Below are 13,675 nucleotides of genomic sequence, written 5' to 3' on the forward strand. Positions count from 1 at the left end.
GCGCATGAGCGCAGAGGAGTTCGGGGAATGGCAGGTCATGTTCACCAGAGAGCAGTTGCACCCGGCGGCAGAACGCATGCGGCATGCGCAGGTGCTGGCCGCCATCCACAACGGGGAGCTGCGCAAGGCCGACAAGACCCGCTGGTCGGCATCGCAGTTCCTCGGCGCCGATCCCTGGCAGATCAACGACCAGGGCGAAGAAGCCGAACAGCAGCCAACTGCGGAGCAACTCGCTCGGCAAGTGGCATCCATCAACGCCAGCTTTGAGTCATGACCCAACCCAAGATCGCCCTCACCGCTGAAGACCGCACTGCGGCGGCGTTCGCCGCGGTCAGCCGGCGCGTCGACGGTCTTGGCTTCAACCTCAACACCCTGAAGGCAGCTTCTGTTGCTGCATTGGCTTCGTTCGCCGTTCCGATCACCGCAGTCGGATTGATTGGCCTGACCACCAACGCACGTGATGCAATTGATGGAATTAAGGACCTCGCCGAGGTCTCGGGCTCCACGGTCGAGAGCGTCAGCGCACTTGATCGCATAGCGCGTGAAACTGGTGGCTCGTTTGAAGTTGCCAGCAGTGCGCTGCTCAAGTTCAATGGAGTGCTGAAGGATGCTGACCCTGACAAGGGCGCTGGCGCTGTTCTCAAAGCACTCAATCTCGACATCGAGCAACTCAAGCGACTGGACCCTGCAGAGGCACTTCGTAGGACAGCGGTGGCACTGCAGGGCTTTGCCGATGATGGCAACAAGGCGCGCGCGGTGCAGGAGTTGTTTGGCAAGTCGGTAAAGGAGGTGGGTCCATTCCTCCGTGACTTGGCTGAGGCTGGCAGGCTTCAAGGGCGGATCAGCACGCAGGCTGCAGAAGAGGTTGACAAGTTCAACAAGCAACTGGCGGCGCTTCAGTCCAACGCTGAGGATGCAGGCCGCGCGATGAGCGTCAGCCTGATCACGGAAATCAATGCCGTGATCGAGCGATTTCGAGTGGGACAGAAGGAGGGGAAGAGCTTTCTGCAGATCATCTTCGCGAGCGATGAAGAGCTCAAGAGGAGATTCGCTCAAGGCGATGGTGGCGCGGCTCGCCGCCGCGCGCTCGTGGTGCAGATCAAGGAAGCCGAGCATGCGCTGAAGCTGTTCAACGATAGATCGGCTCCGGATAGTGATGCCTTCCGAGAGCAGTTGGCAAAACGACAAGCGGCTGTCAATGCTCTTCGAACACAACTGCGGGCCCTCGACGATGCAGGCAACCCATTGAACCAATCCTCAGCGGAGGATGCACGGCTTCGTCGCCAGGCTGCGGGCGAGGAGGCCAAGCCTGGGATCAAGGTGGTGGAGGAATCGAACGATCCAAAGAAATCGAAGGATCCCAACGCGGAGGCGCAACGCCACCTGGAAGCTTTACAGCGCCAATTGGAAGCCACCCTGAATTTGACCGAGGTTGAGAAGGTCCAGCGTGATCTCCAACTCGGCCGGTTGGGTCAGGTTACCGAAAAGCAGCGGGAGTCACTCCTCAATACCGCTGCGGAGATTGATGCCTCCAGAGAGTTCGAGAAGATAGACAAGCAATTCAAGGAACTCCAGGTGGAGGAACTGGAGCGCAAGAAGGAGTTGGCCGACCTCGGGAAGCAGGTGTACGACGACACGCGTACACCACTGGAGCTTCTTAACCGCGAGCTGGCGAGGCAGCAGATGTTGCTCGACAAGCTCGGCCCGTCTTACCGCGATACCTATGAGCGTGCAGTGGACGCAGCGCAAAGTGCCTATGAGGCAACCAACAAGGTGAGTGAATCCCTCAGCGAGCTGGACAGCTTTACGAAACGGGCTGCAGAGAACATCCAAGACTCACTCGGTGACACTTTCGTCGATCTCATGGAGGGAAAGTTCGACAACGTTGGCGAGGCCTTCACCAAGATGCTGCAACGGATGGTGGCAGAGGCCGCTGCCGCGCAGTTGTCTCGCTACCTTTTCGGGGACATGGTCAGTGGCGGCAGTGGTAGCGGTGTCGTTGGCGGTGCGCTGAAAAGCATCGCCGGCAGTCTATTCGGCGGAGTCCCGTCCTTTGACGTTGGTACTGACTATGTGCCGCGTGACATGCTCGCCATGGTCCACGAGGGCGAAAGGATCATTCCCGCTGCTGAGAACGCCGCTGGAGCCGGGCGTGCCTTCTCCGTCACCAACTACTTTTCGGTGCAGGGCCCGGTGGATCGGCGCACAGAAGCGCAGCTGTCGAAAGCTGCAGCACGTGGTCTCCAGGCCGCTCAAAGGAACATGTGATGTCGTTCTACGAGCAACTCTTTCCGCCCGAGATCAGCGCCAACATGGTGGGGGGGCCACGCTTCACGGCAATGCAGGCGGGGACGATCGGCGGCCAGCGGTTCACGAACCTGATGGACCCGTATCCACTTCATGAGTATTCCTTTGAACAGCCACCGCGCACAGGCGAGGAGTTCGAGGCCTTGCGCGCGTTCTTTTGGGTGGTCCGCGGGATTGACGGGTTTCGGTTTAAGGACTGGTCCGACTATCGGCTCACCCTTCAAAACTCGAATCTCACGTTGATCAGCGGCACGACCTGGCAGATCAATCGGCTCTACCAGTCACCAGGCCGTACAGCCGTTCGGCCCATCTACAAGCCCGCGCCGGGCGTCAAGGTGTTCCGAACCAGGTCGGGAACGACCACCGACATCACCGGGTCCACCACGATCACGACAACTGATGGCCGGGTGGTGATCGCCGGCCATGCGGGCGGAGATACGTATGCCCTCATGGGCCAGTTCCATGTTCCGGTGGCCTTCACGTCGCCGCAAGCCGCGTTTGCCGTCCTCGGTGGCTCTGCAATGCTCACCTCTTGGTCGGACATCAGCATCCGGGAAACGCGGCAGGAAGCATGAACATCCCTGCATCGCTCCAGGCGCACTACGACACCGGCCACACCTGCATGGCTGTTGGGCTTCTGCTGCAGCGTGCCGACGGCACGACGATGGGTCTGACATCGCTCTCGGTGCCTCGAAAGATCGACATCACGCCATGGAACAGCCTCCCGTGGAACCTTGCCGGACTCACCAGCTTCGAGTTCTCCCCGCTGCATGGGCTCACCTTCGGCACCTTGGAGAGCACGGCCGGGTTCGAGGTCGACGAAACGAGCTTCGTCACGCTCAACAATGGCCAGACGTTTCTGGAAGCCGACCTGCTTGCTGGCCGCTGGTTTGCTGCTCGTTTCCGTCTGTTCCTGTTTCGATGGGATGTGGCGACGACGACGATTGCGGACGACATCGAGACGCTCAAGGTGGGCACCATGGGTCAGCCCAAGGTGGAGAGCGCCAGGATCACGATGGAGTTGCGCTGCCTCAAGCAACGGCTGCAACAACCCATCGGCATTGTGTCCCAGCCCACATGTCGCGCGCGGCTGTTCTCCACGGGCTCAGGGCAGTGCAACGCGAACCCCACGGGGTTTCGGCACAACCTGACGGTCACCGGTGTGACGGATCAGGGCACGTTCGTCTGCAGCGGTGCGGGCCAGAGCGTCGACTACTTCGGCGCCGGCAACGTCAAATGGATCACCGGCAACAACGCAGGCATAGAGATGCAGGTGAGTTCGTTCGCCTCGGGCACATTCGTACTGACGGCGCCGGCTGTTCTCGCCATCCAGGTCGGCGACACACTCATCGCAGAAGCGGGATGCCGAAAGCGCCTTGGCCCTGACTGCCGCGACAAGTTCGGCAACGTGCCCAACTTCCAGGGAGAGGAACACCGCCCGACGGCGGATCGAATTCTGAGCGGGGTGGGCGGATGAGCCGGCCCGAAGTCGTGACCGCAGCACGTGCCTACATCGGTACGCCCTATTTGCACCAGGGGCGCGTCAAGGGTCTCCATGGTGGCATCGATTGCGTGGGTTTGCCGGTGGGCGTTGCCTGGGATCTCGGCCTCAAGGCGCGGGAATGGAACGTCACGGGCTACCGGCGGCTTCCAGACGGCGTGACGCTCATGCGGCAAATACGGCCACTGATGGCCCACGAAGTGCCGCAGACAGAGATGGCCCCGGGCGACCTGCTTGTGATCGCGTGGGACAGGTTTCCCCACCACGTCGGCATCCTGGGAGACCACTCGGGCGGCCTGTCGATCATTCATGCGGACAACCGCCGCGGCGAGGTGGTCGAGCAGCGGCTGGTCCTCGCCGCCGGCATGAAGTTCGTTGCCGCATTCCGATTCCCGGAGGTGGCCCATGTCTGAGGCTCTTCCGTACATCGGCGCGGCCATCGGCTCGTTCTTCACGGGCGGTATCTGGGGCATTTCCTATGCCTCCTGGGGTTTCATGGCGGGTTCGCTCCTCTCGTCGGCCATGGGCGGCAGCAACCAGCAGGGCCCGCGCCTGGAGGACCGCAACATCATTGGCACGGCATATGGCCAGGCAGTGCCTTGGCTGGCGGGCAAGCCGCGCTTGACGGGGCAGATTGTCTGGGCCAGCCCCGTGCGCGAAATCGCTCAGCGAAAGAAAGTAGGGAAGGGCGGTGGCAGCAAGTACACGACGTTCACCTACGAGTGTGACGTCATGATCCTGCTTTCCGAGAACGTGACTACCGACGTGGCTCGTGACTGGCTCAATGCCGAGCTCGTGCGCAGTGAGGTCAAGACCAAGGAAGGCATTTGGGCCTCCTACGTCGTCTACACAGGAGCGGACGATCAATTGCCGGACCCGACCTATGAAGCGGCGGTGGGCGTGGGCAATGCGCCGGCATACCGCGGTCGAACGAGCATCGTCATCACGGGTCTGCAGTTGACCAATGGAAAGCAGATTCCGAACCTGGAGCATCAGGCCAACACCGTTTCCGGAATTGATCTATCGGGTGCGCGGATATACATGCCGTTGACCAATGTGACGGAGCTCGGCGATCAGCTTCCTCCCGCTCAGAACGCAACGCCGAGTGCGAGCGGCGTGTTCACGTCGCTGGACTTTAAGACGACCGGCGTCGAACTTCAGTGGTCGTTTCCAAACGGCGGGCAAACGCGATTCCAGTTTCCCGCGGACGGTGGCGATTTTGACGTGGCACATGACTTCGCCACCACCGACCGATACATCGCGCTCGACTACAACTTCTTCGACATGGAGATCCGCTCCCCCGTGGGCGGTCCGTCTTACGCCAATGGAGCAACTCAGTTCTGGATTTTCAGCGATGGGCTGAACTCCCACAGGCTTTCCATTCGCGATCACGACTCCGTGTCAAATCCAGGCGCCAGCTTTGATCTGGTTTGGCATCGCCTCAACTTGCCTGAGCCTGAAGTTGTTGCGACGAACTTTCCATTGACCGGCCGATTGGGAATCGTCTTCCCGGCGGGCACGTTGCACACGATGGAGATCTACGTCGACAACAGCCTGTTCATGACGGTCGTGTCGCCCAATGCTCTGGCGGTCGGGAGCAGATCCTGGGCATTCGGTGCCGTTGGTGTGACTGACATGCGCGGCGCCATCTTCGCCTCGTTTCGACTCTCGCGTCTCTATTGTGGATACGGCACGGACCCGGTCTATCAGCCTACGCTCGAAACCAACGTCAAGGCGACTGTCGATGCGCTTCTGGTCCGCGCGGGCTACATGCCCAATGAGTTCCAGGTGCACGAGGATCTGTACGACGTGCCACTGGAGGGCTATGCAACAGGCGATGTGAGCGGCACGCGGGCGCACCTGGAGACACTTCGACCCTACGCCAAGTACGAGGCGTTCTGCACCGACAGGCTCTACATCTCTCCGCGCGCCACGGTGCCCGTCATGGCGGTCGATTGGAGCGACCTGGGCGCCAACGAAGATGCCGACCCCGGTGAACCGTTCCCGTTGGTGCAAGGGAACGAGAGCGAGTTGCCGGCGCAGATCGCGCTGCGCTATCGCAACGCCCATGCCGACTACGCAGTTGGTACGGAGTTCAGCGATCGTATCGACAGCAGCATGGTGAGCACGAGGGTGGTGGAGATGGCCTTTGGCATGACGCCAGCGCAAGCCAAGAACACCGTTACCTCGATGCTGCTCGATCTCATGGCCGGCCTCGGGCGTGTGACGCTGCGTGTGGGCGGTCGCAAGTACGCCAGGGTGCAACCTGGTCAGATCATTACGACAACCAATCCGCAGGGTCGCACCTACAGATTGCGCGTCATCACGAAGCGCGATTCGCTGGTGGTGATCGAATGGGATTGCGCGCTTGATGACGCCAGCGTGCTCAATCCGCCCGACCCAACTTACGAGGGCTACGTGCCGGCGGAACCGGTGCTCATTGCCCCGACAGAGTGGCAGACGGTCAACATCCCTGCGCTGCGTGACGCTGACGCCGATGCGCCTGGCCCCTACGTCGCCATCACCCCTGGCCGCTCCAGCGCGGCGGACGAATGGCCAGGGGCCGTGTTTGTGCGCGCACGGCTTCCCGAAGCGTACGAACAGGAGTTCATCACGGGTGACTCCGCAGTGATCGGCGAGACAACCACGGCGCTTGCAAGCCACGCAGGAGGTAGCTGGTCTCTCCAGCACGCCGGTAAGGTACGCGTTCGCGTCCGCGGCGAGTTGAGCAGCTCGACACTTGCCGACATGGCGGTCGACCGCACCATCAACGCTGCCGTGATCGGTGATGAGCCGTTGCGTTTCGTGCATGCCGATTTCATCGGCAACGATGGCCTGTACCGCATCTATGACCTTTCGCAGTTCCTGCGCGGTCAGCTTGGTCAAGAGCACAAGATCGTCGAGCACCCCTCGGGGGCGCGATTCGTTCTGCTTGACTCGATGTTGCGCCGGATGGTCAATGAGACCACCGACATCGGCGTGGAGCAGCAAGTCAAGGCGGTGACCCTCAACCTGCTGCTGTCCTCGGTGATCGAGGAGGAGTTCGCCGACAGCGGCATCTCGCTGATGCCTTACAGCCCTTGGCGCCTTCGAGCTCACGCCAATGCTGGCGGCGACCTGGAGGTGTCGGCGGATCGCCGATCGCGCCTGGTGGCCCGCTACACCACCACCGGCACGTTCGCGCCGCTGGGTGAGACCCTGGCGGCCTTCCGCTTCAAGGTCTACGACGGCTTGAGCCTCGTGCGGACGCACAACGACACCGATCTCGAATGGACGTATTCGGCGGCCGAGATTGCCGCTGACGGATTCACCAGCGGCGACCCCATCACGATCACCGCACAGCAACTCTCGGACACCGTTGGCGAGGGATTCGCTGCCACTTTGGAGACATCAGCACCATGAGCGCTCCGCGCGTACCAGGCGGGAATCCCGCTGATCCATTTCCCACCGTCAACGAGGCGCTGGACATCCTCGCGCACCAGCAGGTCTATGGGCGTGACCCGGACACCAGCGCAGCACTCACATGGGGGTATCTCGGTGGTGCGAGATGGGGCGGTTTCGACATCGTTGACGGCACGCTTACGCTGACCAACTCAGCGGAGAACTACCTCGTGGTGGCGCGTTCCACAGGCGCGATGACGACTTCCACCAGCATGACCAACTGGAACAACCTGGTCGACTATGCGCGGGTGTTCCACATCACCACGGCAGGCGGCGTCCCCACAGTGATCCGAGATTACCGAGGTGGCCCCGGTGGCGTTCATGGCCAAGCGGGTGGAGGCGGTGGAGGGGGCTCTGCTGCCCCTCTCATCACTGACGCCACGGCAGCTCGGGCCTTCGATCCGAGCGATGCTGGCTCTTACGTGCGTTTCACGGCGACTGGCGCGAAGACGGGCACTTTCGACGTCGGCGACGGCTTCGCGGCCCCCGAGGAGTACCACGTCGCCAATCGAGGCGCCTCGGGCAACCTGACATTGTCCGGCTCTGGTGTCACGCTCAATCCGCCAAAGGGTGGCACGTTGGTGCTGGAGCCGGGCGACACGGTGACGGTGAAATTCGTCTCAAGCAGCGTGGCCGACGTGTTCGGTTCGACGGAGCCGCTGTGATACCGGGAATCGTAGCCAGCGCAAAGATGACGGCAGGGGTCGGCCCCCTCATCGTCGACGATGTTTCGACTGTAGCTGGCGCAGCTACGGTGCACAACATCAGTATGCCCGCCGCAGCTGCGGGCGACATCATCGTCGTAGCTCTTGGCACAACCAATGCTCCGTCGATCGGGATCGACACTGGGGTGTCAGGCACTGGGTGGACGGTCAGGGCCAATCTAGCGGCCACTGGTGGCACGCGCCTCCTGTGGGTTGCGACGAAAGTGGCGGCAGGTGGTGGAGGGGATGCTCTCCGGCTTACCTTTGGCGCCTCAAACGGCGTCAACGCCAATAGCTACGCAGTAAGAAACGTGGCAGTTGTCCGATCGGCATCAGCCGCTTTTGCGGCACCCGGTTCCAACACTGCAAACCCTCCGAGCGTTGGCAGCATCCCAGCCGCCTCGCCTTCTGCGTGCATCGTTGTAGGCGCTTTCGCCGGTTCATTCGCCACGGCGTCAGCCCCGGCCGGGTACGCACTGGACTTCCAAGTTTCTGGGCGGTTTCAGTCTTTCAGTGCTGTGAAAAGCGTGGTCGGAACGACGGAAGACCCCGCTGCCTACAACCCTGGTGGGAACGCTGCGCACGCGCTTGCAACGCTTGTACTCACCGCGGCATGAGTATCCGTCCGCACCAGAAACATTCAACCCAGTCCTACGGAAGTTGAGCCATGAGCGAACCTACTTCATCCACCGCTGCGGGCGGATACCTGCTCTACAAGGCCGCCATCGCTTTCGGCATCCCGGCCGGCTTGGCCACCGTCGTGGTGATGCTCTGGGTTCAACCGAAGAGCAAACGCGAGTGGGCTATGGCCTTGATCTGCACGGTGGTGTCCAGCGTGGGCGGCGGCGCCATGGCGGTGGAGTACCTGCAGCTGCAGCACCTGGCTGTGGGCGGCGTGGTCGGCCTGATGGCCCTTGGCGGTCTGATCTTCGCCTGTGGGTTGCCGGGCTGGGTGATCGTGCGCGCCGGTTTCGCCTGGGCCGACAAGCGCAAGGACCACGACCTGGGCGAGCTGGCCCGCGATGTGAAGGAGATCATGAAATGAAATTCACTGTTACTGCGGGCCATGGTGCTTCTGATCCCGGAGCAGTCGCCGCCGACGGCAAAACCACCGAGGCCGCGCTAATGACCGAGTTGCGCGACATCGTGGCGGCAAAGCTCAAGGCCATGGGCCACCAGGTCAAGACGGATGGGGATCGCTGGCAGAACCTGCCCCTGGTGCACGCGTTGACGCTGGTACCGGGCTCCGACGTGGCCATCGAGCTGCACATGAATGCCGCGGAGAGCTTCAAGGCCACCGGTGTGGAGGTCATCAGCCTCCCGCCGCAGCGTGAAATGGCCCGCACCATCGCGCGCAGGATCGCCCACACGCTTGAACTGCCCGTTCGGGGGGCGGGTGGTTGGATCGACCAGTCGCAGAGCGCCCGTGGTCGCCTGGGCTTCGTGCGGGCAGGCGGGCTGGTGGTGGAGGTCTGCTTCATCAGCAACCCCTCGGACCTGGCCGTCTACCTCGACAGGAAGTGGCTGGTGGCGTCTGCCATCGCCGAGTGCCTGGCGCCGCCGGCATGGGGGCAATCATGATCACCAAGGCCGCCATCGCGTGCGTGCTGGTGGTGGGGGCGGCGGCGGCGCTGCAGACCTACCGCTTGCGCGGCGCAGAGATGGCGCTGCTTGAGCATCAGAACTCATCGCTGCGCGCTCGTGCCCGGGCTGTGGATGTGGCAATCGAGGAAGGCAATCGCCGCACTGCGGCAGTACAGAAAGAGGTGGAAGATGCCCGCAAGAAAATCGATGCCCTTGAGGGCGCTGCTGCTGATGCCGCTGCTGCTGGTCGCAGCCTGCGCGACGAGTTCGCTGCCGCCCGTGCCCGGGCATGCCGCACCGATTCCACCGCTCCCGGGGGAAGCCAAGCAGCCGAAGCCACCGAGCGAATGCTTGCCGACGTGCAGCGAAGGCTTGACGAGGCTCAGGAACGAGTCGCGCGATACGCTGACCAAGCCCGCATCGCCGGCCTCGCCTGCGAAGGCGCCTACCGGGCGCTGACCCCATGACCGTCGCGGCCGCGCTCGGGCTTGATCCACCCTTTGCCGACTGGTGGCTGTGGCCGGTCGCCGGAAGCGCGGCGCATCTCCATCCAGAGCTTCACGTCGAACGGGGGCAGCGGTGGGCTGTCTTTCTTGGTGGGCCGCACGAGCCAGGCCTGCTCGACCTCTTTGGTCCCTTCTTCCGTGCTTTCCAGCTGGGTGCCTTCCCACACCTCTCCATCCATGGGCAGGTAGGCGATGCGGGGTTCGATCAGAACCAGGGCTGGTCGGCGCATCAGGCCGACGTTGGTGTAGAGCGTCGCGACGCGCGCGGTGCGTAGCAGTGAGGTCTCCCCTGGCCGCCAGGTGGCCATGGTGATGTAGCCGAATTCAGGCTGCGGCCACTGTTCGGGGCGCAACCGCCGCGCGTTGCGGCGCAATGGGGTCACTTCGTAAAACACTGGTTCAATATACAGTGTTTTGGTGGGAGGCAGTGCGCGACTTTTGCGCGACTGTAGAATGCTCACTCGTGCGCAGTCGCGCTGCAAAGGTAGGGTGGACGCCCGTAACCTGTTGATTTACATGACCCCATTCGTTTTTCAGCAGGCTACGAACCAAGGGGTCGTGGGTTCAATTCCTGCCAGCCGCACCATATAAATCAAGGACTTCTCCAGTCCCCAGCCCAGCGCCGAAAGGTGTGGGGTAACACGGGGGAAACGGCAAGCCCACCAGGGCGAACCGAGGGAGAGTCAGGCAGCAGTCGTGCTGTTTGAAAGAGAAAGTTCTGAAGAGAGTCAGCAAAACCCGGGCATGTCCCGGGTTTTTGCCTTCTGCCTTTCCTTCACGGAGGTCGAATGCGCTCACATGCCTCGCCTAGAGAACCTCTCCTCACGCCCCGTGAGGCCTCTACTTATCTCTGCGTCCCGACTACTACTCTGGCGGTGTGGCGTAGCACGGGCCGAGTGAAACTTCCTTATGTCAAAGTCGGCGGCCATGTGCGATACAGGCTAGAAGACATCGAGAGCTTTTTGAATCGGGGTGGTGACGCCGCTACATCTGAAAATGAAGCCGAATCTCAGATGCAGACTGGAAATGCAGCAGAGCATTTGACGGTCGCCAAAAACGCCCGCTCACGTCGCGCTTTGCGCTTTTCCCAGGGGAGTTGCCTTTGCGCACTTTGCCATCGGTCTTTCGCGACTTCCTCTAGCCCCTGAATGCCGCCACGCGTAGAGGTCAAACGAGTCCGAAGTCGGTTACCAAATATGCATGAGCAGTGCACAAGAACTCAGCACGGATTGTCTCGTTAATGTGCGTGAAGTTCCGCAAAGTTGCACATTTTCAGGAAATCTCGTAAGATTCAGAAACGTTGGGGGCTTGATGACGATTGATGAGTTCGACGACGCCTTGTCAGAGCTCGGCTGGAAGGTAAGCGACTTCTGCAGGGCGACCGGCTTGCACCGAAACACGCCCAGTCGTTGGCGCAACGATGGGGTGGAAATTCCTGTGTGGGTATTGAAGCACTTGGCGCTGTTGTTGGAGCTTAAGAGGCTTCATGCGCAGTACTTGGAACAACCGAAAGAGTGACAGCGCGCACCAGAAAAAAAGCGGGCCGCAAAAGTGGTGGAACACCGATGCAGCCCTGACCAAATCAACCTGTTAAGGAGGTTCAAATGGCTGAGGTCTATGTTACCCAACCTACACCGCACATCCTGCGGTTTTTCAAGAAGCGCCTGACGACCGCAGTACGTGGGTGCCACGCTCTCCAGCGGGAGGCGTCATGAGCTTTTCTCGCTTTCTCCAGGCCGTAGGTATCGGCCAAGTCCGTGTCGCAGGTCAACTTCCGGACCGTGTTCTTCAACACGTATGCGGCTCAGATGTGTGTGGGACTTTTCAGCCAGAAGACGACGGCCCCACGCTCATCGTAGTTGGCGAGCGTGCGCCAGCAGAGCGCTTGCGCCGGTTGGCCGCGAAGCATCACTTGGAGCCCGAGTCGTTGCTTCTGTTCGCCAGAAGGCACTGATATGCAACGCCCCCAGCCTCGCCCTGAAAAGCTCTCCTGAAGGCGCACAGCATGTCCGGCGAACGTCTGCTTCAACGTCCAATTTATGGAGGTGTCTTCGGCGAAGACGGATGCTACGCGCTGGCCAGCGTACCGTGCGTGTCTCGGGGTCTGTTCGCAACCAAGTACATGGTGGTCAAGCCCCATGCGGGCGTTGTCATCAGCGTGTCGGAGGACAAGGTGCAGGCGCTCGCATTGGCTCGCTTGCGGCTGACCTCGGCCAACGACAAGCATCTGATGCAACCGGGCAGCTCCACGCAAGGGGAGCTATGGCCAGACGAGCCGGTGCTGACGCATACGCAAGCCCCAGCGCAGTACGTGTCTCGTCGAAGGCGCTCCATTTTTGAGGGCTCTGGCGGACATTGCCACTATTGCGCCACACCGCTGAACCTGTTCGGGCCGTGGCACGTTGAGCACCAGTTACCGCGCGCGCTTGGCGGTGGTGATGACACCCTGAATCTGGTCGCTGCATGTGTCCGTTGCAACCTCTCCAAGAGCGACAGCACGGCCATCGAGTTTGTTACTCGCAAAGTGGCTGGATGACGTTCCCCTCGCCAGAACCCACCCTCAACTGAAAAAGGAAATGCATCATGTCTAAATCAACCGCAATCGCTCCCTTCAGTGACCGACGCGCCTTCGTCGTACCTCACGACAATCCAGACTCTTCAAGCCCTTTGGACTGCGTGGTAACAACTCAGGGCGAGTACACCCCCACACACATCCGCGTCGGAGTGAAGTGCTCTGATGAAACGCTGCAGCTCGTTTGGGAGGAACGCACGCGTTTTCCTCTGCTCACGTTGGAACAGCTCAAGCGAGCGCGTGCCGGAGAGTCCAGCGCCGTCGAGGTTGCGGCATGAGCAGCCGTGCCCAGGTGGCGTTGGCCTGTGTCGCGCCTCATATTCGAGAGTGGCCGGGCCTCAAAAGAATGGTTTACGAAAGCTCAGGCGAAGTGGCGTTCTGTGGTCAACGTAGTGTCTTGGAAGAGTCAGACCTCGTGCCGCTCGGTACTCCATTCCCTGGTGAGGTTCCGGGGGCGCGTGGCATCCGCTGGAAAGACGAATCGGGACGCAGGCATGTCCTTTCTCGATGGGGCAGCAAGACGTCAAATATCTTCAGGCTCATCGTGTATCCGACTGCTGCCGAAAAGAAGCGTCTGGAAGAACAGCTGAGGGTCGGCACACAGTTGGCGAAGGTAGACCGTGAAATCAAGTCGCTCGACGTGCCTGAAGAACAGTATCGTGCGCATCTCGCGCGGTTCATGTGTGCTGCCGGTGCGGCTGCGCGTGGAATCATGTTTTCAGAAGAAGATTCCTGGAGCTATGGCCCAGACGCTCAAGAAGAGTTTGAGGGGCTGCTGGCGCAGATGCAAGAACTCATCACGTCTAGCCCAGTCGTCCGAAACCAGTCAGCCTTGGAGAACGCCAGGCGAAAGCGTGCAGCCCTGACCGACGAGAAGTTTCGTAACACCATGCTGAAGGTTGTCGCGGGCTCCGCGACCTGAAGTCGGTACGTGAGTTTTTGCCCCAGCTAGGCCCGCGAACCGAAGAGCGGGAAACCTTCACCCGCCTGCTGGGGCATCTATTTGAAGGGCACTGCGAAGGCGTGCAATGGACAGGTCAGTAAGCCGAGCTGAGGCAGA

16 protein-coding genes are annotated in these 13,675 nt (G+C 61.3%); 15 read left to right on the plus strand and 1 reads right to left on the minus strand.

Features of this window, described 5'->3' with window-relative positions:
* Positions 1 to 4 precede the first annotated feature (4 nt).
* The 10 genes from ABSY19_RS20435 to ABSY19_RS20480 all read left to right on the plus strand — a co-directional run bounded on the left by ABSY19_RS20435 (position 5) and on the right by ABSY19_RS20480 (position 10,004).
* Positions 5 to 274, plus strand: coding sequence for a hypothetical protein (locus ABSY19_RS20435; RefSeq protein WP_382155436.1), 270 nt, complete (start codon positions 5 to 7; stop codon positions 272 to 274).
* Entirely contained in the window at positions 271 to 2,268 is a 1,998-nt protein-coding gene (locus tag ABSY19_RS20440) for a hypothetical protein (protein ID WP_382155439.1), read from the plus strand. Before ABSY19_RS20435 ends, ABSY19_RS20440 begins: the two co-directional genes overlap by 4 nt.
* Positions 2,268 to 2,882 (plus strand): DUF2460 domain-containing protein, encoded by a 615-nt coding sequence (locus tag ABSY19_RS20445; RefSeq protein ID WP_382155442.1) that lies wholly within the window; start codon positions 2,268 to 2,270, stop codon positions 2,880 to 2,882. Before ABSY19_RS20440 ends, ABSY19_RS20445 begins: the two co-directional genes overlap by 1 nt.
* Positions 2,879 to 3,784, plus strand: coding sequence for a DUF2163 domain-containing protein (locus ABSY19_RS20450; RefSeq protein ID WP_382155445.1), 906 nt, complete (start codon positions 2,879 to 2,881; stop codon positions 3,782 to 3,784). Before ABSY19_RS20445 ends, ABSY19_RS20450 begins: the two co-directional genes overlap by 4 nt.
* Positions 3,781 to 4,221: a C40 family peptidase gene (locus ABSY19_RS20455; protein ID WP_382155447.1), complete on the plus strand. Its 441-nt coding sequence runs from the start codon at positions 3,781 to 3,783 to the stop codon at positions 4,219 to 4,221. The genes ABSY19_RS20450 and ABSY19_RS20455 overlap by 4 nt, the downstream gene beginning before the upstream one ends.
* Positions 4,214 to 7,210, plus strand: coding sequence for a phage tail protein (locus tag ABSY19_RS20460; protein WP_382155450.1), 2,997 nt, complete (start codon positions 4,214 to 4,216; stop codon positions 7,208 to 7,210). The genes ABSY19_RS20455 and ABSY19_RS20460 overlap by 8 nt, the downstream gene beginning before the upstream one ends.
* On the plus strand, positions 7,207 to 7,914 hold the full coding sequence (locus tag ABSY19_RS20465) for a hypothetical protein (RefSeq protein WP_382155453.1): 708 nt from the start codon (positions 7,207 to 7,209) through the stop codon (positions 7,912 to 7,914). The genes ABSY19_RS20460 and ABSY19_RS20465 overlap by 4 nt, the downstream gene beginning before the upstream one ends.
* Before the next feature lie 706 nt (positions 7,915 to 8,620).
* A complete protein-coding gene (locus ABSY19_RS20470) occupies positions 8,621 to 8,998 on the plus strand; it encodes a hypothetical protein (RefSeq protein ID WP_382155456.1) in 378 nt (125 codons plus the stop codon).
* The gene (locus ABSY19_RS20475) at positions 8,995 to 9,534 is read left to right on the plus strand and encodes an N-acetylmuramoyl-L-alanine amidase (RefSeq protein ID WP_382155459.1); all 540 of its coding nucleotides are present in this window, start codon (positions 8,995 to 8,997) and stop codon (positions 9,532 to 9,534) included. The genes ABSY19_RS20470 and ABSY19_RS20475 overlap by 4 nt, the downstream gene beginning before the upstream one ends.
* The gene (locus ABSY19_RS20480; RefSeq protein WP_382155462.1) at positions 9,531 to 10,004 is read left to right on the plus strand and encodes a DUF2514 family protein; all 474 of its coding nucleotides are present in this window, start codon (positions 9,531 to 9,533) and stop codon (positions 10,002 to 10,004) included. The genes ABSY19_RS20475 and ABSY19_RS20480 overlap by 4 nt, the downstream gene beginning before the upstream one ends.
* On the opposite strand, the gene ABSY19_RS20485 is transcribed toward ABSY19_RS20480, so the two are convergent.
* Positions 9,983 to 10,438 carry a hypothetical protein gene (locus ABSY19_RS20485; protein WP_382155465.1) on the minus strand — a complete coding sequence of 152 codons (456 nt, stop codon included), beginning with the start codon at positions 10,436 to 10,438 and terminating at the stop codon, positions 9,983 to 9,985. The genes ABSY19_RS20480 and ABSY19_RS20485 overlap by 22 nt on opposite strands.
* 393 nt (positions 10,439 to 10,831) lie before the next feature.
* Here ABSY19_RS20485 and ABSY19_RS20490 point away from each other — a divergent pair, with 393 nt between their 5' ends.
* The 5 genes from ABSY19_RS20490 (at position 10,832) to ABSY19_RS20510 (ending at position 13,537) form a co-directional block, all read left to right on the plus strand.
* Positions 10,832 to 11,191: a helix-turn-helix domain-containing protein gene (locus tag ABSY19_RS20490; protein WP_382155467.1), complete on the plus strand. Its 360-nt coding sequence runs from the start codon at positions 10,832 to 10,834 to the stop codon at positions 11,189 to 11,191.
* A gap of 52 nt (positions 11,192 to 11,243) precedes the next feature.
* Positions 11,244 to 11,561, plus strand: a complete 318-nt coding sequence (locus ABSY19_RS20495) for a helix-turn-helix domain-containing protein (RefSeq protein ID WP_382155470.1) — start codon at positions 11,244 to 11,246, stop codon at positions 11,559 to 11,561.
* A 487-nt stretch (positions 11,562 to 12,048) separates the two neighbouring features.
* Positions 12,049 to 12,579, plus strand: coding sequence for an HNH endonuclease (locus ABSY19_RS20500; protein ID WP_382155473.1), 531 nt, complete (start codon positions 12,049 to 12,051; stop codon positions 12,577 to 12,579).
* 47 nt (positions 12,580 to 12,626) lie between these two features.
* On the plus strand, positions 12,627 to 12,893 hold the full coding sequence (locus ABSY19_RS20505) for a hypothetical protein (RefSeq protein ID WP_382155476.1): 267 nt from the start codon (positions 12,627 to 12,629) through the stop codon (positions 12,891 to 12,893).
* The gene (locus ABSY19_RS20510; RefSeq protein WP_382155479.1) at positions 12,890 to 13,537 is read left to right on the plus strand and encodes a hypothetical protein; all 648 of its coding nucleotides are present in this window, start codon (positions 12,890 to 12,892) and stop codon (positions 13,535 to 13,537) included. Before ABSY19_RS20505 ends, ABSY19_RS20510 begins: the two co-directional genes overlap by 4 nt.
* Positions 13,538 to 13,675: the final 138 nt, after the last annotated feature.

The sequence above is a fragment of the Hydrogenophaga sp. ANAO-22 genome (assembly GCF_042466645.1).
In the GTDB taxonomy this organism is placed as follows: domain Bacteria; phylum Pseudomonadota; class Gammaproteobacteria; order Burkholderiales; family Burkholderiaceae_C; genus Hydrogenophaga.